Origin of the sequence: Chryseobacterium sp. RU37D, assembly GCF_900156075.1 — a bacterium.
Lineage (GTDB): Bacteria > Bacteroidota > Bacteroidia > Flavobacteriales > Weeksellaceae > Chryseobacterium.
Window position 1 is genome coordinate 19,008 of record NZ_FTMM01000018.1, and the last position, 22,554, is coordinate 41,561.

Consider the following 22,554-nt stretch of genomic DNA (forward strand, 5'->3'; position numbering starts at 1 on the left):
AATTTGGTAGAATTAATCGATAATTATGAAGCTAATCGAATTGGCGAAAGAACTCAATGTTTCCGCCGAAGCCATAAAACAGTTTATCCAGGATTTTGAGCTGGAATTGGTAGAATGCATCAGTACAAATTTTGAAGTAAAAAAAGATTTTGAAAAATTTGCCCGCGAAAATATCGATTTTTTAAGGCTTTACGAAAAAGATCTTGACAAAACCAAAACGGTAGAACAGATCGCAGAAACCATCAATCAGCCCAAAGAAAAAGTAGTTGAAGCTATTAAAGAATCAGATCCTAATATTTTTGATAACGGATTTTTCAAATCATCTATCTCAAGCTACGGGATTGATAATAAGTTAGGCGGGAACTACCAGTTTGTCTATGATTATTTCGGACATAAAACAAGCCTTCAAAAAAGGGATTTCATAGGGTACAGAGATTTGTTTTTCTATATTTCAAGTGTTTTGGAGCCGTTTTTAAATCCTCAGCAGATTAAAGACTGGGGGATCAATAAGCCGGCAGGAATTATTTTGTACGGACCTCCCGGAAGTGGAAAAATTTTCTGGGCCAATAAAATTGCAGAAATTATTGGTTATCAGTTTAAAGAAGTTAAAAAATATTATATGGGGACTTCATTTGTGGATGGAAATGAGACCAATTTTAATGATTTTCTGTTAACCATAATGAAAGAGGATAAGGTGCTGATGTTCCTTGATGATTTTGATGAGATCATGATGGCAAGAAAAGCTGAAACCAACGTCGCTTCGTGTAACCTTGAAACCCAGGAATTAATTCTTCATTACATCGGGAAATTCGAGCAGGAAGACCTTCTGATGATCGGTTCTGCAAAATCTGTAGCAGAAATTGATGAAGAAATCCTGGCTCCGGGAAGATTTGATGTGATGATCCCTGTTTTCCCACCCAACCACGAGGAAAGATCAGAGATTATCCTGTATGCAATGACCAAAAACCTTGAAAAAGACTCCTTTTTATTTAAAATTTTAAGAAACAATAAAGCAGATAAAGTTCCTTTCTGGCACGAGGTTTCTTCTCAGATGAAGGCTTTCAGCAATACCATGCTGATTGATTTTACCCAAAGCTTAAAGAAGAGGATTAAAAATCAGTATCAAAGAACAAAAAATGAAAAACTTAGCATTGATCAAAACCTTTTGAACCGTGCGCTAAGGGACGCTGCCGGAAAACTTACCGAAGAATACCTGGATCAGAATGCCAATTTCCTGCGAGATGTCATTATCAATAATTTTGACCAGTTTCAATACAGGGTTCAGAGCCTCAAGGCAGAACTCGATGCTTATAAGGTAGTGGAAGAACCAAGAAGGGCTATTGGTTTTCATCACAATGGTGAGGGTGAAGATGATTCTATAGGATAATTTAAATTTTATATTAAAAAATACAGAATTATATTCTTTGTTTTTTAGCTTAAATAAGTAATAATAATAGCTTTGAAAAATAATCCATTCATTGTTATGGAAAGAATGTAAAAAAGTACACATTTGAGCTTTAAAATACGGACGTATGTTTCAGGCAAGCTTAAACGGAAGCTATATGCTTCCTGCTTTTTTCGATCTTTTTGCTGTTTTTCTTTTTGCATTTTCCGGATCGATAAAGGCCATTGACAGAGGATATGATTTTGTAGGGGTTTATATTGTAGCGATGGTTACAAGCACGGGAGGCAGCCTCATAAGGGATACCCTTCTTCAGAGTGGGGTTCCAGCTCCTTTGCTCGATTATAAATATCTTTTATGTATTTTTTTAGCAGGAAGCTTTGCTATGGTTTTGTACAGGCAGAGCCGGCATCTTACGATTTTAATTAATATTATTGATGCTGTTTCTTTAGGTATGTATGCTGTTTTTGGAACTCAGAAAGCTATTTCCTTGGGTTTAAGTATATTTTCAGCGTTTATCCTTGGGTTTATTAATGCTGTTGGCGGAGGTTTACTCAGAGATATTTTAATGAAAGAAGAGTCTCATTTTTTCAAGCCTGGACAATACTATGCAGTAAATTCTATTGCAGCCATTACAGTTTTCCTGCTTTTAGGAGTCTGGGTTGGTCTTCATGCAGAAGTAGCTGCTATTATTTCTATTATTTTTTCAACGCTTCTTCGATATTTTGCCGTAAGGTATAATCTGCAGACAAAAGCTGTTAAAAACTGGAAGTTAAATAGATAATACATGGAGATATAAGCAATTGCTTTTTTCTAATACATAAATAAAAAGCTTCTTCAAAGCCATACAGTCTATGGTTATCAACAAATATCGTATTTTTGCAAAAAATAAACATTCGTGATTAACAACGACCAGATAAAAGAAATTCAATCAAGAATTGAAGACCTTCATAAATATCTTCAAATCGACAAAAAAAAGGTAGAAATTGCCAATGATGATGAAAAAACTGCGGCTCCGGAATTTTGGGATAACCCGAAAGAGGCGGAGGTGTTTCTGAAACAGCTTCGTTCCAAGAAAAAATGGGTGGAGGCTTATGATGAGATCAGCACTCAGTTTGAAGATCTTCAGGTCTTGACAGAATTTGCAAGAGAAGATCCTGATTCTGAGAAAGAGCTAGATGAAACCTTTCCTCAATTAGTCGAAAAAATTGAAGATCTTGAATTTAAAAATATGCTTTCCAATGAAGGCGATGAGCTTTCTGCGGTTCTACAGATTACAGCCGGGGCAGGAGGTACGGAAAGCTGCGACTGGGCTTCCATGCTGATGAGAATGTATACCATGTGGGCAGAAAAGCAGGGGTATAAAATCCGTGAGCTGAATTTTCAGGCTGGTGATGTTACAGGAGTAAAAACCGTGACGTTGGAAATTGAAGGCGAATTTGCCTTCGGGTATCTGAGAGGGGAAAACGGGGTGCACAGACTGGTAAGGATTTCGCCTTTCGATTCCAATGCCAAACGCCATACAAGCTTTGTTTCCGTATATGTTTATCCTTTGGTAGATGATACAATTGAAATTAATATTAACCCTGCGGATATTAGCTTTGAAACAATGAGAGCTTCCGGAGCGGGAGGCCAGAATGTAAACAAAGTTGAGACGGCGGTTCGTCTTCGCCATGCTCCTACAGGCATTATTATTGAAAATTCAGAATCACGTTCACAGCTTCAGAATAAGGAAAAAGCGATGCAGCTCCTTCGTTCACGGCTTTATGAAATGGAATTGGAAGAACGGATGAAAGCCCGAAACGAGATCGAAGCCAATAAAATGAAAATAGAGTGGGGAAGCCAGATCAGAAATTACGTGATGCATCCTTACAAACTGGTAAAAGATGTACGTTCAGGTTATGAAACTTCCGATGTGGATTCTGTAATGAACGGAAATATCACACCATTTCTGAAAGCGTTTCTGATGGCGGATGGGACGGCGGCTTCAGATGCCGATTTAGACTTATAAATCATCTTTTAAATTTAGTTAAAATCTTATAATATATTTCCGTTTGACGTTTATTAGTACTATTTTTGTTACTTATCAAAACGTATGGAAGATTTCAATAGTTGGAAAGATTTATTAAATCCGGAGTTTTATATAAAACTTGGAGGATTTTGGCTTATTTTATTTATCATTTTTGCTGAAACCGGGCTTTTTGTAGGTTTTTTTTTACCAGGAGACTCGCTGCTTTTTGTTTCGGGAATTTATGCTGTTGATATCATCAAAGAGACTTTTGGCTCCACCGGAAGCGACTTTCTCGATACGTTTATTCTGGCATCGGCTGTTGCCCTTGCTGCAATTATCGGTAATGAAGTAGGATATTATTTCGGAAGAAAAACGGGTTCTGCTTTATATAAAAAACAGGATACGGTTCTTTTTAAGAAGAAATACCTTTACCAGGCACATGATTTTTTTGAGAAAAATGGAGCTTTGGCGATTATTATGGCAAGATTTTTACCGGTGGTGAGAACTTTTACACCTATTGTTGCCGGTATTGTAAAGATGGATAAAAAAGATTTTCTCAGGGATAACATCATTGGAGCCGTTTTATGGTCATTCTTATTAATCTTTGCGGGGCATTATTTAGATAAGCTATTTATCGAACAATTCGGGATCGATCTAAAGAAAAAACTTGAATTAATCATTATTGTTATTGTTTTAGTAACAACTTTGCCTGTGATCATTAAATTTTTGTTTGGAAAAAAACAAGACTTCTCAAAATATGAAAATCATAATTTTGACGACGAAGAATAATTAGAATTAATTAAATGAACTATATAAAATAGCCTGCTCTGTAGAGTGGGTTATTTTTTTAGAAATCATTCCGGCTTAGTTATTACAATTACTGATACCTAATCTTGAATCCATTCCAGGATATTGGGATAAATAATGCTATCCCTTTTTCTTTTGCTGAAAAATCTGGGTGCATGGCCTGTATTTTTCATAAAAACCAATTTATGCGCAATATTTTTCGATTTTAAAGCCGAATCCAGAGCCAAACCCTGACGTTGGCTGACCAAAATATCCTGATCTCCCTGAAAGATAAGGGTGGGAATATTAGAAATATTGGCGATTGGGCTTGCTTTTATAAACTCTTTAGATAAATTTTTACGTTGAAATTTCTCTCCTACCACTTTCTGAATCGTTGGCGATGAGTATTTTGAATAAAAAGAACGCAGATATTCTGGTGAATAAAAGTCTGTCGGAGCGCTAAGTGATATAATTTTTTTAACCTGGTCCGGGTTTTGATAGCCATACAGCAATGCCAGATGACCTCCTGCACTTTCTCCCAGCAGGATATAATTATCCGGCAGGAGTTCAGCCTTCTCAGCCAAAGAATTAAATTTTATAATGGCTGATCTGATGTCTTCCAGCTGTTCCCTGTAAGTGATTTTTTTTGATTTTGAAACCAGCCTGTAATTCATATTAATACTCGGAATATTATTCTTAAAAAGCATTTTCTGAATCTGGATCATGTGTTCTTTCCGGCCGTATTTCCAGGCGCCGCCGTGAACAATCAACACAACCGGAGAATTTTCAGGGTAGCTGGAAGGCAGGAAAACATCCATTTTCTGTCGCTTGTGTTCACCGTATTTCAGATTGTAAATTTTCTGATCATTATGAGTTCCCACCCAAACCCGGAATTTTAAATTGCAGGAATTTAAAACAAAGCCAATGATCCCTAAAACAAATAAATGGTATTTAAGAATCAGCTTTTTCATGGAATAAAAATACAGAAATTTTAAATTTAATATTTAAGTTTTAAGATGATTTTGTACAGTTATTTTAAATCTGTCCGTCAACCTTCGCAGTGGATGGATATGTATTTATTTTAAAATATAATTCCCGAATTTTGTTGAATTAATTTAAATAAAGCCAGTTCAGTCATATTAATAATCGAATTAAATAATTATTTTTGCTCTTTAACTATTATTAAAAAAATATTAGATCTATGGCGTCCGGTTTTTTTGCAATTTTGGATGATATCGCAGCTTTAATGGATGACGTTGCCGTTACAAGTAAAATAGCCACCCAGAAAACGGCAGGTATTCTGGGCGACGATCTGGCTGTAAATGCTGAAAAGGCTACCGGCTTCCTTTCTTCCCGGGAACTTCCGGTTTTATGGGCTATCACAAAAGGTTCTTTTATCAATAAACTGATCATTCTGCCTGTTGTATTTTTACTCAACTGGCTGTATGCTCCTGCCATTAATTATATCTTGATTCTTGGAGGCTTATACCTTGCTTTTGAAGGAGTCGAAAAGATTATAGAATTTCTTTTTCACCGCGATAAGGAAGGTCATGAGGTGGTAGAAGAAATAGTGGAAGACGAAAAAAGCGATGAAGAAATAGAAAAGGCAAAGGTAAAATCGGCAATTACAACAGATTTTATTTTATCCATTGAGATTGTGATTATTGCTTTAGGAACGGTTTTGGAAGAAAACCATCCTTTCATTACACAGATCTTAGTGACAAGTTTGGTTGCCTTTATTGCCACGGTAGGAGTTTATGGAATTGTTGCCCTGATTGTAAGAATGGATGATGCAGGATTTAAATTAATTAAAAAGAGTAATAATAAAGGATTTTTTGGAAAGTTGGGGAATATATTGGTAAAAGCATTGCCCATTGTTATAAAAGCTTTGGGGATTATCGGAACAATTGCTCTGATTATGGTAGCAGGAGGTATTTTTGCACACAGAGTAGAATTCCTTCATCATATTTTACCTTCCTGGTCTTCCAATGAGTTCCTGACTATTTTGAAAGAGATCATTCTTGGACTTGTGGGAGGACTAGGGACTGTTTTATTTTTTACCATAGGAAAAGGGGTTGTTACTTTGGTGAAAAAAAAATAATATTGTTTTATAATATTATCTATATTCGTTAAATCAATATTATTGTAATTAATATTTTAAAATTATTGTGATGAAAAATAATGCACTGAAAATAATACCCGGTAAAACTTTCTGATCATGAGAAATTTATCAATTGATATACTCAAGATTGTACTTGCTTTTTTTGTGGTTTTTTTACATATGCATCTTCTGAAATATTCTTATCCCACCCTATGCTATCTAACGGTTAATGGACTTTTCAGAATTGCGGTACCCGTTTTTCTTATTATAACAGGATATTATTTTTATTATATAGATAACTCGATAAAATTGAAGAAATGGGCAATCAGAACATTTCTGCTTTATACTATCTGGACAATAATTTACATACCTTTTTGGAGGGATAATAAGGTTTTCCCTTATTTGGTATTTGGATATTATCATCTTTGGTATTTGATCGGGACCTTCTTATCGGGTCTTGTTTTATATTTTTTAAGAAAAAAGTCTGCGAAAACATTGATATTGCTGAGTGTTATTTTCTTTAGTTTAGGGTATATGATCCAGCTTTTAGGATGTTTGCATTATTTCAAAGGAAAGTTGGATCTTACGCTTAATTCTTTCCCTTATTACAGAAATTTTTTATTCGCCTGCTTTCCGTTCCTTACGATCGGATTCCTAATTCAAAAACTAAACATCCGGATCATGAAAAAGAATTCCTATCTGCTCGTAATGAGTTCTACACTTTTAGTAATTCTGGAGGCATATTTTAATTATAAATTTATTAGCGCTGAAGCAGATATAGATCTCCTATTTTCTTTATTAATAGCCTGTCCGATATTGTTTTTGTTTTGTAAAAATATCACAATTAAAACAGATTCTAAGATTTTAGCGAGCTTATCAACAGCTATTTATCTGGTGCATCCTTTATTGATGGGATATATACTCAGGTTAAATATCCCTTCTTTTAAAACAATAATATTTATTGCTATTTTAATTGGTGTAAGTTTGGCTTTAGTTTTTGTTAATAAAAAAGTGAAGTATTTACTTTGATCAATTAGCTTTAATTAAATAAAAAGAGACTTAATAATTTTAAGCCTCTTTAAATATTTTAATTAAATAAATCTTTCACCTTATCAAAGAAAGTTTTTTCTTTTCCGGAAGGCTCTGCAATCATTTCTCCGCTGTCCATTTGCTTTTCAAAGAAATCTTTCTGTTCTTTGTTAAGATTTTGTGGTGTCCACACATTGATGTGAATGAACATGTCGCCTTTTCCATAGCTGTCAATGCTTGGAAGGCCTTTTCCTGCTAATCTCAGGATTTTTCCGGATTGGGTTCCTGCATCTACGGTAATTTTCACTTTTCCGCCCACGGTAGGAATCTCTTTTTTCGTGCCCAAAGCGGCTTCCGCAAAAGAAACATACAATTCCTGATGAAGATTATCGCCTTCTCTTTTGATGACTTTGTCAACTTCTTCCTCGATGATTACCAATAAATCTCCCGGAATACCGCCAAAAGGAGCATCATTACCTTTTCCTCTTACATTTAATTGGATTCCGTCTCTTGCCCCTGCAGGAATATTGATAGAAATTTCTTCCTCATCTTTTACCAATCCCTGAGCATTAGCTCCGGCCGGAATTTTATCTGCCACTTTACCAATTCCCTGGCAGGTTCCACAAGTAGTCTGAGTTTGCATCTGACCGAACATGGTGTTCATTACCTTTAGCTGAACTCCGGAACCACCACAGGTAGGGCAGGTTTTTGAAGTAGCACCTTCAGCCATCTTCATTTTTTTTACTTTGATGGTTTTTTGGGTTCCGTTCACCATTTCTTCAAGATTCAGCTTGATTCTGATTCTTAAATTAGAACCTTTCACCTGCTGACGGCCGCCGCCAAATCCTCCGAAACTACCTCCGAAAATATCTCCAAACTGACTGAAAATATCTTCCATATTCATACCGCCACCGAAACCTCCGCCGCCGAACCCGCCATTTCCGCCAACTCCTGCGTGGCCGAACTGGTCGTATCTTGCACGTTTCTGTTCGTCACTCAAAACTTCATAAGCTTCTGCAGCTTCTTTGAATTTATCCTCAGCCTCCTTATCGCCTGGATTTTTGTCCGGGTGATATTTAATAGCCATTTTACGGTATGCTTTCTTTATTTCGTCGGCTGATGCAGATTTGCTGATCTCAAGAACCTCGTAATAATCTCTTTTTGACATCTTTTTAATAATTGATTATTGATAAATGATAAAAGATATTAAGTTGAAAAATTGAAATATACATCAATTATCACTCATCACTTACCATTTATGAATTTAGTTTCCTGTTACTACTTTTGCAAAACGAATCACCTTATCATTCAGGGTGTATCCTGTTTCGATTACATCTACGATTTTTCCTTTCAAATCTTCCGATGGAGTCGGAATTTGGGTGATAGCCTCATGGAAATCTACGTTGAAAGAGTCTCCGGCCTTCACTTCCATTGTTTTCAGGCCTTTTTCTACCAATTTATTTTTGAATTTGTTATAAATTAATTCAACTCCTTGTAGATCAGCAGGATTTCCATTTTTAGCGATTTCTTTGATTGCTCTTTCAAAATCATCCAATACTCCAAGCATAGAAATCATCATATCTTGGTTAGCATACTGGAAAAACTCCATTTTTTCTTTAGAAGTTCTTTTTTTATAGTTTTCGAATTCTGCATACAATCTGATGTAACGGTCTTTTTCTTCTGCCAAAAGTTCTTCTGCACTAGGTTTTGCTGTCACATTGTCCTCAGATGCTGCTTCATTATTAATGTTCGTATTTTCCTGATTATTGATGCTTTCTTCGTTGATATCCTGATTTTCCATAATTCAATATTTATTTTCCTTATTATTGACAAAGATTCTGCCAAAGGGAAAACCATGACAATTAGTCAGGAAATGAGTATTGAGAATTTTATATATAGTAATTTTTAAGAATAAAAACGTATTTTTTAAGATATAAGTTTTTGCTTTTTGTATGGATTAGATTTTATGATAACCCAAAGGAGTACCAGAATCAATAATGCTTTTCCAAACAAAAATCCGTTTCCGTAATCATTTAAGGAGGTAAATTGGAAGATAAGTAGATCTGCAATAATATAAATGTTGTATACTGCAATACTCATTGCAGAAAAGAAAATTAATTTTTTCATAATAAAAAATTGGCGGTGAAGAACATTCACCGCCAGTTGATTATTTTGTAATAGTTGTAGTTGTAGGAGTATAAATTCCAAAAGTAACTGCTGAGATCAGTCCGTTTAAAAAGGTCTGCTTTGTGTTAATTGTGTAATTTTCAGCACCATCAGCCATTTTTTTAGAATCTGATACAGAAACCGGTACTAATCCTTCGAGAATATAATGATTCCATTTAGAAACTTTAGCTGTACCTTGAGCGCCTTTACCTACAGCACTTGTGTAAGAATAGCATGAAGTTAAAGTAACTGAAGCTACAATTGCAATTGTCATCGTTTTAAGTGTGTTTTTCATTTGTTTAAATTAAATTATTTATAATTAATTAAAAGTGGTTTTATATTATCAATTTACGTGCCATCGTTTTTTTATCGTTTTAATATTAACAGTAATCTGTGGGTTTGTTTAATAAGTAAATAATATTTGTGTTTATGTTTTTTTTTGGATTTAATTTTTAAATAATAATTGAACGTAAGATTTTTGATCTTAATAAATGATTTATTCGCCAAAAAATGTTTGAAATAAAAGGTAAAGATTTAATACAATAATAATGAAAGAAATAATCCAGACGCTGATTTTTAAAACCGGCTTATTTACAAATTCACCCATTTTGGCTTTATCACTCGTAAACATTACCAGAGGAACGACAGCAAAGCTCAACTGCATGGATAAGATGACCTGGCTTAGAACCAATAATTCCGTTGTACCTTCTTCACCGTAAAGAAGGGCAACAATCAAAGCTGGGATTACTGCAATTAATCTTGTGATGAGACGTCTTAACCAAGGCTTTAATCTGATATTCAGAAAACCTTCCATTACAATCTGGCCGGCAAGAGTTCCCGTCAATGTAGAGTTTTGCCCGGAAGCCAATAACGCTATGGCAAAAGCAATACTTGCCATAGAAGCACCTAAAATAGGAGTCAACATTTTATATGCATCATGAATATCTGCAATATGCTTATTTCCGGTAATATGAAAGGTGGCGGCAGCTAAAATTAAGATGGCAGCATTGATGAAAAACGCCAGCATCAAAGAAAAAGTACTGTCTAAAGTTGCAAACTTTATCGCTTCTTTCTTTCCTTCTTTAGTACGCTCATAATCCCTTGTCTGGACGATGCTGCTGTGAAGGTATAGGTTGTGGGGCATCACCGTTGCTCCCAAAATCCCGATAGCTATATAAAGCATGGCAGGATTTTGAACAATCTCTTTTTTAGGAACCAAACCTCCCAGGACTTCAGTAAAAGCCGGCTGGGAAATTATAATTTCGTAAATGAAACAGGCGAGGATAATAAAAATAAGTCCGCCCACAATACTTTCAATCCAGCGAAAACCTCTTGACTGTAGCAAAAGTATAACTAATACATCTAAAGTTGTTATAACAATTCCCCAGGTTAAAGGTATTTGAAACAATAGATTTAAAGCAATAGCAGAACCAATAACCTCGGCAAGATCACAAGCTGCAATGGCAATTTCGCAGAATATCCAAAGAAAAAAATTGGTCGTAGGGTTGAAATGATCTCTACAGGCTTGGGCAAGATCCCTTTCTGCAACAACGCCCAGCTTTACGGATAAATGCTGTAAAACGATGGCAAAAACATTCGAAATTAAGATTACTGAAAGCAGGGTATACCCAAACTGTGCTCCTCCCGCAATATCTGTGGCCCAGTTTCCGGGGTCCATATATCCTACGGCCACCATCAATCCAGGGCCTGCAAATGCTAAATATTTTCTCCAAAAACTAGCATTCTTAGGAATTTTTATCGAAGAATAAACTTCTGATAAGGAGTTGGATGTTTTATCTTGTCGCCAGGCGTTTTTTAAGTTCAAATTCATAAATGTTAGAAATGACTAACAAATTTAATTAAATTAAAATAAATAGAAAAATCAAGTCACAAAAAAATCCCGGAAAATTAATTCCGGGACTTGTTTTTATAACTTTAAGATTTATTTTGTAAATCTTACAGACATTTTTCTATCTGTAGCTCTTTCTGCGTCAGAAGCAGAGGCATCCACTTTTGCAAACTGGCTTCCATATCCTTCTGCACCCAGCACCTGATTTCCAACTCCTTGTTTTTCAAGCGAGCTTTTAATAAAGTTAGCTCTTTCTGCGGAGATTTTCAGGTTGGTAGCTTCATTGCCTGTTTTATCGGTGTATCCTCCGATTTTGATTTTTGCATCAGGATAAGCTTTCAAAATAGCTACTAAATTTTGTAGCTGGCCTTCTGATCCGGCTTCCAGCTGATTTCCGCTTCCTGATTTGAAGTTGACATGATCAAAATCAAACCATTGGTTTTTTAAAGCATCATCATTGGCTGCATTTGTATATGCTCCGGATTTCATGAAGTTGATCATTTGGTCTTCCATTCCCCCTTTGTAACCCTTCAGGTTTGTACCATTTAAGCTAATATTTTCATCAACTCTTGCATTGGTTGGGGTTGACATTGAGGCGGTAGTATCAGAATGAGCTACCGCTGTTGCCGTGTCTTGAATTACAGCTGTAGAATTAGCAGTTGATGATACTGTTGTTGTTTTATTTTTCTCACATTGTTTCCATAGGAAATATGCCGCGGCAATTAAAAGTAAAAGTGGCAACAGCCATTTCCAGATCGAGCCTCCTCCGTCATTATTATTTCTGTCAGGGAATGTTCCGGTAGGAGTGGTACTTCTTGTTACTTCTATTTTCGGTTCTTCCAGACTAGCAGATTTTATGGTATCATTATCATTATCAAACTTATATCCTTTAGCCCAATCACCAATGTTTAGAGATGCTAAAGAAAGTCCTGCAGGCAATAGTGAAGAAAGAATCCCTTTATGTTCGCTCAGAAGGCTTGATATTCCGGATTTGTCCAAATTATTATCAGCAGCATATTTCCCAATAGATCCTACTATAGCTCCAGTTACTAGATTTAATAAAGAGCTTGAAGAATTGTTGCTGATTCCTGCGTAAGTAGCAATTGCATTCACAACTCCACTGATTTTGTCACCGAAGATAGAAGACAATAGACCTGGAATCCATGAATTGTTGGAAGAACCTCCCATTAAATTTCCTAAAATTCCACTGGATGAGGCATTTGTAATAGCATCCAAAACTCCGGGATTACCCGAATTGTTGGCCAATCCTCCCAGAACTGCAGGTAATAACCCGCCAATTGCTTTTGAAATTGCCGATTCACTTTCTCCATACTGCGATGCAGCCTGAGATACTAATGCAGGTCCCAATTGACCTTTAATTAAATCAATAACATTTAAAGACATAATAATTTATTTTGAAATTAATGTTCTATAAATTTAAATAAAAAATCGTCTAAATAGTATATTTAAATAAAAAATCTTTAAAAAACATAAATTTTTTAAAAAAATTATCAATTATTATGTTAAATTTTAATATGCCTTTGCGAATAAAACTCTTCTTTTAGAAGGCTTTCCAGAGATAAGAGAAATCCCTTCTTCAATATCATCATCCAATGGGATACATCTAATGGTTGCTTTTGTTTCTTCCTTAATTTGCTCTTCCTCTTCAGCTGTTCCGTCCCAGTGTGCATAGATGAATCCTCCTTTTTCTTCTAAAACTTTTTTAAACTCTTCATAAGTATCAACTTTCGTGATATTATTTTTTCTGAACTCAAAAGCTTTATTGTAAATATCCTGTTGAATAGTTTCCAATAATTCTTCGATGTAAGAATCCAATCCTTCGATAGAGCGAACTTCTTTCGTTAAATTATCTCTTCTGGCGATTTCCACGGATCTGTTTTCAATATCTCTTGGTCCCATAGCGATTCTTACAGGAACACCTTTCAGTTCGTATTCTGCAAATTTCCAGCCTGGTTTGTTTTGGGTATCATCGTCGAATTTTACTGAAATTCCTTTTGCTCTCAATTTAGTTTGAATATCCAATGCTACTTCACTGATCTGCTCCAGTTGCTCTTCACCTTTAAATATAGGAACAATCACCACCTGAATCGGTGCTAAAGTCGGAGGTAATACCAAACCGAAATCATCGGAGTGTGTCATAATCAAAGCTCCCATCAGACGGGTAGAAGTTCCCCATGATGTTGCCCATGCATGCTCTATCTTACCTTCTTTATTGGTGAATTTTACGTCAAATGCTTTTGCGAAATTTTGTCCTAAAAAGTGTGAAGTTCCCGCCTGAAGAGCTTTCCCATCCTGCATTAATGCTTCGATACAATATGTTTCATCAGCACCCGCGAATCTCTCAGAAGGAGTTTTCAACCCCTGGATTACAGGAATGGCCATAAAGTTTTCTGCAAAATCTGCATATACCTTATTCATTTTTTCTGCTTCTTCAATTGCTTCTTCCTTTGTAGCGTGAGCAGTGTGACCTTCCTGCCATAAAAATTCTGCAGTTCTTAAGAATAAACGGGTTCTCATTTCCCAACGAACAACGTTTGCCCATTGGTTAATTAATATTGGTAAATCTCTGTAAGACTGAATCCAGTTTTTATAAGTGTTCCAGATAATTGCTTCTGAAGTAGGGCGAACGATCAGCTCTTCTTCAAGTTTGGCATCCGGATCTACAATCAGTTTTGAGGGATTGTCAGGATCGGTTTTAAGTCTGTAGTGAGTAACTACGGCACATTCTTTAGCAAAACCTTCTGCATTTTTTTCTTCAGCCTCAAACAAGCTTTTGGGTACAAAAAGCGGGAAATAAGCATTTACGTGACCTGTTTCTTTAAATTTTTTGTCCATCTCATCACGCATTTTCTCCCAGATTGCATACCCATATGGTTTTATTACCATGCAACCTCTTACTCCTGAGTTTTCAGCCAGGTCGGCTTTAACAACCAACTCATTATACCATTTGCTGTAGTCTTCGCTTCTTGAGGTTAATTTTGCCATTATTTTTTAAAATTTTTTTAACTTTTTACTATTATTGTTATCTAAAAATAAAAATCTATTTTTGATAGATTTTTTACCACATGTTTGGTACATTTTTGGTACAGATTGCAAATATAATTTAAATTAAAAATCTTTACGTTATCATGAAAAAAAATATACATAAAAATTTGTTTGGTATGTTAAAATCTAAAGGGATTCTAGCAATATCAGGCGGATTATTACTTGTATCCTGCGGTACTCAGATGGGTGGCTATAGCGAGACAGACGGAGTTTATTACGACCCGAATAAAGATACACTTCCTGAGGGTGTAATTATTAATGACAGAGGAAACAGAGTAGGAGAAGACTATAATTATTACCAGGATGATTCTAATGTTATCCAAAACGCAGAAGCCAATTCAAAAGAAGGAAGATACCAGGACTGGAATAATTATAATTGGAATACCACTACAAATGATTCTGACTGGGGAAGCTATGCAGGGAGTCAAACCAATTACTATAATAATTCCTGGGGCTGGGGATCTCCTTGGGGTTGGTATGGTGGATATAGCCCTTACTGGGGCTACGGCGGCTGGGGTCTTGGTATTTCCTGGGGCTGGGGAAGCTCGTGGGGTTGGGGCTGGAATATGGGCTGGGGGTATTCACCATACTGGGGGTACAATCCTTGGGGCTGGGGTGGTTACTACGGCGGATATTACGGATATCCTTACTGGGGATATGGCGGATACTGGGGAAATTATTATTACCCTAACTACAGAAGAAGCGGAGCCAACGGAAGAGGATTTAATACCTACAACGGAAGCTTTTCCAATAAATATGGTTTAAATTCAGGTGGTTTCAGAAGAAGCGATACCAATACCGGAGGTTTCAGAAACGGAAACACTGCTACAGGAGGATTCAGAGGATCTAATACGAATGACGGTTTCCGAGGTAACGGAACAAATGGCGGATTCAGAGATCAAAGCGGTGTAAGAAGCCAGCAAGGTGGATTCCGTAACCCAAGATCTGTCTATAACCAACAATCTCCTCCTCCTAGAAGTAATGACGGAGGTTTTAGAAATGACGGTGGCTTCAGAAATAATGGAGGCTTTAACAGCTCTAATAGTGGTGGAGGCTTCAGATCAGGCGGCGGCGGCTTCGGCGGCGGCGGCGGTTTTAGATCCGGCGGCGGAGGCGGCGGCTTCAGAGGCGGTAGATAATCTTAAAATTAATAACTATTAAAAAAATAATGTTGAAAAAATCTTTAGCGATAATGAGCATTTCTGCGGCTTTTTTTGCGCAGGCTCAAGATGTTTCCGTGATAAGGAATACAGTAGATGTTTACTCAGGTTCTGTAAATGTTGGTTCTGCTAAATTTAATGCAATGGCGGGTTCCAACGGGGCTTTAGGGGGAGATGCTAATTCTTTACTTACAAACCCGGCAGGTCTGGGGGTGGCTATTTCAGGAGAGATTTCGGGAACGCTTTCTATAACAAATAACAAGAATACTTCCTCTTATCTTGGATCATCTTACGGATATAAAATTAATAAAGGAGATCTTGGAAATGTTGGTGCAGTAATGACATTTCAGCTAATGTCTGAAAGTGCCTGGAAGTTTATCAATATCGGAATAAATTATTCTAATCAGTCTATTGAAGATTATGTTGAAACTCCGGGGAACAGTAATTGGATTTATGATTTCCCTAATGGTGGAAGTTCTTCGTTCGGAAGACATGCCTATGACAGATATGGATATGTTTCCAAAACCAGCTTTGGTGTAGGTGCTAATTATAACAACAACCTTTATTTAGGAGCGGGATTGAATTTTTTAAATGCATCAGTTGACCAGTCTGATACTGCAATATTTAATTCCCTGAGTAATGGAGGATCGGAATATTTCAGCAAGCAAAATACACCATATTCGGAAAGAGGAAATGGATTTTCTGCCTCTTTAGGGGTGATCGGAAAATTAAGCCCGAACTTCAGAATAGGGGCAGCATTGGAAACACCAACATTTTGGAATATTGACAGAAGCTACAACTTCTACAATGATGCTATCTACGGTGATGATTATGCTTCAGAAAGCAGGAAATTAACTTCTCCGTTTAAGGCAACCGTAAGTGCGGCTTTCATTGCGAGTAAAAGTTTTGCTTTAAATGTTGATTATACACTAGGATTAACAAAGCCTAAATACAAAGTGTATGGTCCTGCTGAAACAGAATTGAACAATTTCTTTAATGATAATTATAAAAACTTATCAGAATTAAAAATAGGTGCAGAATATAGAATTAAGCAATTCAGATTGAGAGGAGGGTACGCTTATACCTCTAGTCCGTTTGATGCATTGACGGTAAGCAGATATACTGATAGTGGTGATAATAAGGTGGATCAGTCATATAATAATATGATCCTGAGTGACAGGAATGCTTTGTCTTTCGGTATCGGGTATGATTTCAGATCTTTCTATATTGATGCTTCTTATCAAAATATAACTTCAAAATACAATAACCCATTATTATATGGTGTAGTTGATAATAATTATGAAGCTGGATATTATTCACCAAACAGGCTGATCTCAAGCAATGCTTATGTAGTATCAGATGTGAAAAATGTCAAAAATAACTTCTTTCTTACATTTGGATGGAAATTCTAATTTCCAGAGCATGATGTAATGAGTGATTAAATTGAGGCTCCGGATCAAAGATCCGGAGCCTTTTAAAATACTATAATATGAATATATTAATCGGGGTTCTGAATTAAATTAGGCTGAATCTGTATTTGCTGTTCCGGGATATATTCCACAACTCTATTGTGAGTATAAGGTATTGTGTAGAAAGGGTTGGTCCCGTTAAGATGTGAGCCAGGGTATTGTCTGTTCATGTCTAATTTATTTCTGTAGACATCGTTTCTTCGGTGTCCTTCGAAAGCTAATTCCAGTCGTCTTTCATCAAGAACAACATTTAAAAGGGTTTGTCCTGCCGGAACGGAAGTGTATGTCGGGATTCCTGCTCTTGTTCGTATTACATTTACATCAGCTAATGCAGAAGTGGTATTTCCCTTTTTAGCATAAGCTTCAGCTCTATTCAGATACATTTCGGCTAATCTTACAACAAGAGGTGACCACAATTGAGGAACTCCTTCCTGTAAAGAACATTTTAAAACAAAAAATTTAGGATAGCCATTTCTTTTTTCTATATCATAATCTAGATAAATATACACTTTAGCTCCTGAAGAATTGATAAAATAATAGTTGGTTTTATCAGGCGTGACTTCTGTGTAAACCTGATAATTCACATTATCCATCGTGAAATAGGTATTCCCATTTTGCTGGAAAGTCTTTTGGAAAATGTAATTGTAATTGATGCCACCGGAAGCATTGGTACCTTTCTGAACCCAATATGCCACCGGAACCTGCGGTGAAGCATATTTAGGTGAAATGAACTTTAATCTGGCATCTTCAGGATGCTGATTGATAAGATCTAAATAAGAGGAAGAAGGGTACATTTCACCCCAACCCACATTCTGAATAGTAGAATACATCGATCCTATACTTTCCCAGCCATCCGTATAATCACCATCTTTATTAAATTTAAAAGCAAAAATAGTTTCTGCATTAATTTCAGGAGTTTTTGTTGAATATAAAGGTAATTCTGTCTTGGATAAAAGAGAAAATTTTCCTGAATTGATTACTTTGTTTGCATATTCTATAGCCTGATCATTATTTTCCATGTATAAATAAACCCTGGACAGCAAAGCCTGTGCAGCTTCTTTGGTAGCGTAAATGTTGGGTTTATTTATAGTCATCAGCTGTTCGGCTTTTTTAAGATCGCTTATCACTTGATCATATACAGCACCCACGGTAGCTCTTGGAGGAAGATCATTTACATCATCAGACGTTTTTAACGGGACACCTAAATTTGCAGGACCTTGATTATAAGGCCTTCCAAACATATTAACTAAGGAAAAGTATACATATGCTCTCAGAAAATAGTTTTCACCAATTAGCTGATCTGTGTCTGCATCTTTACCCTGGGCAAATCTGGTGATGATCTTGTTGCAACCTATAATAGCTTTGTAGCCGGTATTCCAGGTTATATTGGTGCGGTAATTATTTTTAATATTTTTGTAATTGTAGTAGTAGAAGAAGTTATCGGAAGTAGTTCCGCTAATGTCGATATTATCTCCACTATATTCGTTGTATCTGTATAAATTATTGTAGAAGCCTCCGGAGCCTCCGTCACCTTTCAGCAAGGCATAATTTCCAAGGGTGATGGTCTGCAGCCCTGTTGGGTCGTTCAAAATAACATCAGATTCTTTTGAGTCATAAGGTGAGCGGTCGATATTGCATGAAACTAATGACACCATTACTAATGAAATAAATATTTTTTTCATAATTATTTAAATTTTAAAAAGAAAAGTTTAATCCTAAAGAATATCTTCTAGGAATTGGATAGATAGCTCCTGCACCTCCTGAATAAGTTGTTTGTCCGTCTGCAGGACCAATTTCAGGATCTACACCTGAGAATTTGGTGATGGTAAGGAGATTTTCTCCCATAATATAAATGCTTGCGGACTTAATCCCTAGTTTCTCTATTAAAGATGAGGGAAGATTATATCCCATTCTTACAGATCTTAATTTTACATAGCTTGCATCTTCCAAATAACGTGATGAGGTATTATTTGTTAAGTTATTATTATCAAATAAAGCGATAGGGTGTGTGGCAATATCGCCAGGTTTTTCCCATCTTTTCCATCCGTCCTGGAAAACCATTTGATTATAATAAGGATAAGTACCGTCAGAATCGAAAAATTCTCTGTAGTAATTATAAATCTGGCCGCCTTGAGAAAAATAAACATTAGCGTTCAGATAGAAATTTTTTATGGTAAGATTGGTAAAGACGGAGCCGTAATAATCTGGTGTGGCGGTACCTACAATTTGTCTTGTAGCCTGGTTGTAATTGGTGGTAGCGCTTGTGGTTCCGTCTGCATTTACAACTTCCCACATTCCCATTCCATTATCCTGATTTACTCCCAGCCATTTTCTCATATAGAATGAGTTTACATCAAACCCCGGGATTGCAGCATGATTGTTTGCTAAAACCTGAGTTCCGTTATTTCGCGTGGAGGTAACAACGTTTTTATAAGTGCTTATATTAAATCCTAAATCCCAGGTAATATCTTTATTTTTAATAATAGCATAGCTTGCATTAAATTCCCAGCCTTTATTTTTTACATCTCCGATATTGAGATATTGCCGATCTGCACCTGTTAGAGGGGAAAGTGTAACTAGTTGCAATAAGTCTTTTGTCTTGTTGTTAAAATAATCAATATTAATGCTCAGCCTATTGTTAAATGCCCTGATATCTGTTCCAATGTTGTTTTGGATGATAGATTCCCAGGTTAGATCCGGATTTCCTAATTGATACACTGTTGCTCCGATCTGGCCGTCATATCTTTGTGTTAAAGCATAAAGATCCTGCCATCCGTAGTTAGGATCCGGGGTATTTCCTACAAGTCCTCGGCTGGCCCTTAATTTCCACTCATTAATTTGTTTTACCTGGAAAAATTTTTCCCGGTTAACATTCCATCCTAGGCTGTAAGAGTAAAATAAACCACTTCTATGGCTTGCCCCGAATGCTGAGGAAGATTCATTTCTTAAAGATCCCTGAACAAAATATTTTTTATCATAGACATATTCAGCATTGAACAAAAATGCATTGTAAGCCCTGTCATACTTGGTTCCGGAAGGTTTTACCCCTGTTGCTGCCCCGGTGTCAAATACATCGGTTCATGGTACGACTCCGTATACACCGGCGGTAGAAGTTTTGAAAAACCTGTCGGTGTATTCATAGGCGGCAAGGGCATTCAGATTATGTGCACCAAAATCTTTATCGAATTTCAACATCTGGTTAAAAAACTTACTGATATCTCTGATCGAGGATTCTGTCAAAGCACCTTTTGTACTTACCCCGGCCAAAGACCTGGGATCTGTATAGTACATGGTATTAAGATTTTTATAAGTAACGTTGTTAGTAGTAACAAACTTTAAATAATCTGTAATTTTGATTTCTGCATCCATATTTCCGATCAGGTCCAGCTGGTTGCTTTTACCATAATTCCATTGCAGGTCATAAAGATAGTTGGCGTGATCTCTTCCGTACCAGGTATCGGTAATAGGATTTATATAATTTCCATAATCATCTGTAGGTTTGTCCCAAGGTACATTAAGGTACATTTCAAATAAAGATGCTCTTACATCTTTTCCTGTGGTGTAGGATAAGCTTACTTTAGGTTTTAAAATAAGCCACGGTTTTACGGTCTGCTCATGATTGATTCTAAAAGACAATCTATTATAATCGTATCCTTTCACTGTTCCGGTTTCATCATAATAATTCCCTGAAATATAGGTTTTAGAGTTTTGAGAACCGCCCCTGAAGTCAATGGTGTAGTTTTTCGCAACTCCGGTTTGTGTCCCGTTTTTCAGCCAGTCATATCCGGGAGTTCTAAGGCTGGAGGGTACTGCATTGGCAGGAACATTTTTTAAAGAGTAAAAATTATCGTACAGTTGTACACCGTCCATCAGTTTAAACTTTCCGTTGGTAAAGGTATTAAAAGACGTATTCATTGATACATTTAGGCTTCCTTTTCCTGAACTTCCTGATTTTGTAAAAACCTGTACAACTCCATTAGCTCCTCTTGAGCCGTATAACGCGGTGGAAGTTGCATCTTTTAGAATATTAATGCTCTCAATTTGGTTAGGATCCAGATTGGGAGTTCCTGTCATAATAACACCATCCACTACCCAAAGTGCGGCGGTAGGACCATTAATAGTTGAAGTTCCTCTTATTTTTACAGTTGCAGTGGAGCCGGGAGCTCCGTTTTGCATGATCTGTGCTCCGGCGGCCTTTCCCTGTAGCATGCTGGAAACATCAGAATTGTTGGTATCTTTCAGCTTTTTATCCGAAATTACTGAAACGGAGGCTGTAAGACTGGATCTTTTCTGGGTTTTATAGCCAATAACTACTACATCCTCAATTTTTTGCTCTTTTAAAGAGTCCTTTTCTTGAGTGTTTTGGGAATAGATAAACCCTGGCATCAAAAAAAATAGAACACCTATTCTTTGTGAAACGGTAATTTGTTTTTTCATACAATTGCGAATTTTAGTAATCACTAATGTATAAAAAATCTCTATTATATTGCTTGTAATTTATTAAAAAATGTTAAAGAATTGAATTTAATATATTTATAAGTTTAATTAATTATTTAATATTTATTTTTTTTTTATTAAAAAAGAAACATTTTAATAATTATTGAATTTATTTTTTCGTTGAATGTATTTTAGAAATTAAATATTTTTTTCAAGCGCGCCAATTCTGCTCAATTTATATGAATAATTGAATGTAAATTCAGAATTAAAAGAAGAATATTAATTTAAATATCTACTTAAAGTGAATTATATATATGATTCTATAATCGCTAAGACCTTATGATTTTTCCTAATGATGATGCCCCGCATGCTCATGACTATGGAAAAGATGCATAATTAAGGCCAGAGAAACTCCCAAAATTACTAATCCAATCTTCGTCCAGTCAATATTATGGTTTTTATTGCTCTCAAAAATGATGACAGAGGAGATGTGCAAAAATATACCTCCAACAATGGCTAAAAAGTAGGGCTGTAAGTCAGGATTAAAATAATTTCCCAATAGCATTCCCAAGGGTGATGCCAATGCAAACAGCGCGACAATCAATAAGGAAGGATAAGAAGGATATGTTTTGGATTCATATTTCCTGTTAAATAAAAAAGCTCCCAGGATAAAGGAAATCGGAAGGTTATGGAAAACAATTCCTAATAAATAAGGTGATAATTCGTGATCCTCATTCGCCAAAGGAATTCCTTCGATAAAGGCATGGATAAAAAGTCCTACCATCAAGGCGACAGGAAGAATGTTGTGTTCGTTATGATGATGAAAATGTCCGTGCTCGAATCCCTTCGTAAGAGCTTCTAAAACCATTTGCAACAGAACTCCTGTGATCACAAAAATCCCAAGATTATTTGCTGTTTCGGAAGTGTACACCTTTGGAAAAACTTCGTTGAGACAAATAGTAATTAAAAAACCGGCACTTAAAATCAATAAATTTTTTGCGATTTTTTCTTTTTTACCGAAATATTTTCCAAGGAATACCCCTGAGATGACACTTAAAATCAGTAAAAGAACGGTTAT

At 36.1% G+C, this 22,554-nt stretch carries 19 protein-coding genes and 1 pseudogene; 8 read left to right on the forward strand and 12 right to left on the reverse strand.

The window, feature by feature from the left end; translation table 11 throughout:
* Positions 1 to 25 precede the first annotated feature (25 nt).
* The 4 genes from BW926_RS09790 (at position 26) to BW926_RS09805 (ending at position 4,202) form a co-directional block, all read left to right on the forward strand.
* Complete coding sequence (locus BW926_RS09790) at positions 26 to 1,387, forward strand: AAA family ATPase (protein WP_076446650.1); 1,362 nt, start codon at positions 26 to 28, stop codon at positions 1,385 to 1,387.
* Between the two features lie 145 nt (positions 1,388 to 1,532).
* A complete protein-coding gene (locus BW926_RS09795) occupies positions 1,533 to 2,186 on the forward strand; it encodes a trimeric intracellular cation channel family protein (RefSeq protein WP_076446652.1) in 654 nt (217 codons plus the stop codon).
* Between the two features lie 114 nt (positions 2,187 to 2,300).
* Positions 2,301 to 3,413, forward strand: coding sequence for a peptide chain release factor 2 (gene prfB / locus BW926_RS09800; RefSeq protein ID WP_076446654.1), 1,113 nt, complete (start codon positions 2,301 to 2,303; stop codon positions 3,411 to 3,413).
* An 84-nt stretch (positions 3,414 to 3,497) separates the two neighbouring features.
* Positions 3,498 to 4,202, forward strand: coding sequence for a DedA family protein (locus BW926_RS09805; RefSeq protein WP_076446656.1), 705 nt, complete (start codon positions 3,498 to 3,500; stop codon positions 4,200 to 4,202).
* 98 nt (positions 4,203 to 4,300) lie between these two features.
* On the opposite strand, the gene BW926_RS09810 is transcribed toward BW926_RS09805, so the two are convergent.
* On the reverse strand, positions 4,301 to 5,170 hold the full coding sequence (locus BW926_RS09810) for an alpha/beta hydrolase (protein WP_076446658.1): 870 nt from the start codon (positions 5,168 to 5,170) through the stop codon (positions 4,301 to 4,303).
* A 230-nt stretch (positions 5,171 to 5,400) separates the two neighbouring features.
* On the opposite strand from BW926_RS09810, the gene BW926_RS09815 reads away from it, so the two are divergent.
* Both BW926_RS09815 and BW926_RS09820 read left to right on the forward strand, forming a co-directional pair.
* Positions 5,401 to 6,300 (forward strand): DUF808 domain-containing protein, encoded by a 900-nt coding sequence (locus tag BW926_RS09815; protein ID WP_076446660.1) that lies wholly within the window; start codon positions 5,401 to 5,403, stop codon positions 6,298 to 6,300.
* Positions 6,301 to 6,417: 117 nt separating this feature from the next.
* The gene (locus BW926_RS09820) at positions 6,418 to 7,329 is read left to right on the forward strand and encodes an acyltransferase family protein (RefSeq protein WP_083672297.1); all 912 of its coding nucleotides are present in this window, start codon (positions 6,418 to 6,420) and stop codon (positions 7,327 to 7,329) included.
* Positions 7,330 to 7,387: 58 nt separating this feature from the next.
* On the opposite strand, the gene dnaJ is transcribed toward BW926_RS09820, so the two are convergent.
* The 7 genes from dnaJ to proS all read right to left on the reverse strand — a co-directional run bounded on the left by dnaJ (position 7,388) and on the right by proS (position 14,350).
* Positions 7,388 to 8,497, reverse strand: coding sequence for a molecular chaperone DnaJ (gene dnaJ, locus BW926_RS09825; protein WP_076446664.1), 1,110 nt, complete (start codon positions 8,495 to 8,497; stop codon positions 7,388 to 7,390).
* Positions 8,498 to 8,593: 96 nt separating this feature from the next.
* The gene (locus tag BW926_RS09830; protein WP_076446666.1) at positions 8,594 to 9,130 is read right to left on the reverse strand and encodes a nucleotide exchange factor GrpE; all 537 of its coding nucleotides are present in this window, start codon (positions 9,128 to 9,130) and stop codon (positions 8,594 to 8,596) included.
* Positions 9,131 to 9,255: 125 nt separating this feature from the next.
* Entirely contained in the window at positions 9,256 to 9,456 is a 201-nt protein-coding gene (locus BW926_RS14550) for a hypothetical protein (protein ID WP_076446668.1), read from the reverse strand.
* Between the two features lie 40 nt (positions 9,457 to 9,496).
* A complete protein-coding gene (locus BW926_RS09840; protein WP_076446670.1) occupies positions 9,497 to 9,790 on the reverse strand; it encodes a Bor family protein in 294 nt (97 codons plus the stop codon).
* A gap of 201 nt (positions 9,791 to 9,991) precedes the next feature.
* Positions 9,992 to 11,326 carry an Nramp family divalent metal transporter gene (locus BW926_RS09845; RefSeq protein ID WP_076446672.1) on the reverse strand — a complete coding sequence of 445 codons (1,335 nt, stop codon included), beginning with the start codon at positions 11,324 to 11,326 and terminating at the stop codon, positions 9,992 to 9,994.
* 111 nt (positions 11,327 to 11,437) lie between these two features.
* Positions 11,438 to 12,748, reverse strand: coding sequence for an OmpA family protein (locus BW926_RS09850; protein WP_076446674.1), 1,311 nt, complete (start codon positions 12,746 to 12,748; stop codon positions 11,438 to 11,440).
* A gap of 126 nt (positions 12,749 to 12,874) precedes the next feature.
* Positions 12,875 to 14,350: a proline--tRNA ligase gene (gene proS / locus BW926_RS09855; RefSeq protein ID WP_076446676.1), complete on the reverse strand. Its 1,476-nt coding sequence runs from the start codon at positions 14,348 to 14,350 to the stop codon at positions 12,875 to 12,877.
* Between the two features lie 176 nt (positions 14,351 to 14,526).
* On the opposite strand from proS, the gene BW926_RS14400 reads away from it, so the two are divergent.
* Positions 14,527 to 15,549, forward strand: coding sequence for a prolyl-tRNA synthetase (locus tag BW926_RS14400; protein WP_228403429.1), 1,023 nt, complete (start codon positions 14,527 to 14,529; stop codon positions 15,547 to 15,549).
* A 29-nt stretch (positions 15,550 to 15,578) separates the two neighbouring features.
* A complete protein-coding gene (locus tag BW926_RS09865) occupies positions 15,579 to 16,982 on the forward strand; it encodes an OmpP1/FadL family transporter (RefSeq protein WP_076446680.1) in 1,404 nt (467 codons plus the stop codon).
* A gap of 86 nt (positions 16,983 to 17,068) precedes the next feature.
* Here the strand turns inward: BW926_RS09865 and BW926_RS09870 are convergent, their stop codons facing one another.
* The 4 genes and pseudogenes from BW926_RS09870 to BW926_RS09880 all read right to left on the reverse strand — a co-directional run bounded on the left by BW926_RS09870 (position 17,069) and on the right by BW926_RS09880 (position 22,554).
* Entirely contained in the window at positions 17,069 to 18,721 is a 1,653-nt protein-coding gene (locus BW926_RS09870; RefSeq protein WP_076446682.1) for a RagB/SusD family nutrient uptake outer membrane protein, read from the reverse strand.
* Between the two features lie 13 nt (positions 18,722 to 18,734).
* Positions 18,735 to 20,066 (reverse strand): annotated as a pseudogene (locus BW926_RS14555) (TonB-dependent receptor domain-containing protein); the annotation flags it as partial.
* A gap of 51 nt (positions 20,067 to 20,117) precedes the next feature.
* A complete protein-coding gene (locus BW926_RS14560) occupies positions 20,118 to 21,476 on the reverse strand; it encodes a TonB-dependent receptor plug domain-containing protein (RefSeq protein WP_228403431.1) in 1,359 nt (452 codons plus the stop codon).
* Between the two features lie 349 nt (positions 21,477 to 21,825).
* Entirely contained in the window at positions 21,826 to 22,554 is a 729-nt protein-coding gene (locus BW926_RS09880) for a ZIP family metal transporter (RefSeq protein ID WP_076446740.1), read from the reverse strand.

Coding starts and splice junctions, on each gene's coding strand:
- BW926_RS09790 (WP_076446650.1), top strand. CDS start 26: ATGAAGCTAATCGAATTGGCGAAAGAACTCAATGTTTCCGCCGAAGCC.
- BW926_RS09795 (WP_076446652.1), top strand. CDS start 1,533: ATGTTTCAGGCAAGCTTAAACGGAAGCTATATGCTTCCTGCTTTTTTC.
- BW926_RS09805 (WP_076446656.1), top strand. CDS start 3,498: ATGGAAGATTTCAATAGTTGGAAAGATTTATTAAATCCGGAGTTTTAT.
- BW926_RS09810 (WP_076446658.1), bottom strand. CDS start 5,170: ATGAAAAAGCTGATTCTTAAATACCATTTATTTGTTTTAGGGATCATT.
- BW926_RS09815 (WP_076446660.1), top strand. CDS start 5,401: ATGGCGTCCGGTTTTTTTGCAATTTTGGATGATATCGCAGCTTTAATG.
- BW926_RS09820 (WP_083672297.1), top strand. CDS start 6,418: ATGAGAAATTTATCAATTGATATACTCAAGATTGTACTTGCTTTTTTT.
- dnaJ (WP_076446664.1), bottom strand. CDS start 8,497: ATGTCAAAAAGAGATTATTACGAGGTTCTTGAGATCAGCAAATCTGCA.
- BW926_RS09830 (WP_076446666.1), bottom strand. CDS start 9,130: ATGGAAAATCAGGATATCAACGAAGAAAGCATCAATAATCAGGAAAAT.
- BW926_RS14550 (WP_076446668.1), bottom strand. CDS start 9,456: ATGAAAAAATTAATTTTCTTTTCTGCAATGAGTATTGCAGTATACAAC.
- BW926_RS09840 (WP_076446670.1), bottom strand. CDS start 9,790: ATGAAAAACACACTTAAAACGATGACAATTGCAATTGTAGCTTCAGTT.
- BW926_RS09845 (WP_076446672.1), bottom strand. CDS start 11,326: ATGAATTTGAACTTAAAAAACGCCTGGCGACAAGATAAAACATCCAAC.
- BW926_RS09850 (WP_076446674.1), bottom strand. CDS start 12,748: ATGTCTTTAAATGTTATTGATTTAATTAAAGGTCAATTGGGACCTGCA.
- proS (WP_076446676.1), bottom strand. CDS start 14,350: ATGGCAAAATTAACCTCAAGAAGCGAAGACTACAGCAAATGGTATAAT.
- BW926_RS14400 (WP_228403429.1), top strand. CDS start 14,527: ATGTTAAAATCTAAAGGGATTCTAGCAATATCAGGCGGATTATTACTT.
- BW926_RS09865 (WP_076446680.1), top strand. CDS start 15,579: ATGTTGAAAAAATCTTTAGCGATAATGAGCATTTCTGCGGCTTTTTTT.
- BW926_RS09870 (WP_076446682.1), bottom strand. CDS start 18,721: ATGAAAAAAATATTTATTTCATTAGTAATGGTGTCATTAGTTTCATGC.
- BW926_RS14560 (WP_228403431.1), bottom strand. CDS start 21,476: ATGAAAAAACAAATTACCGTTTCACAAAGAATAGGTGTTCTATTTTTT.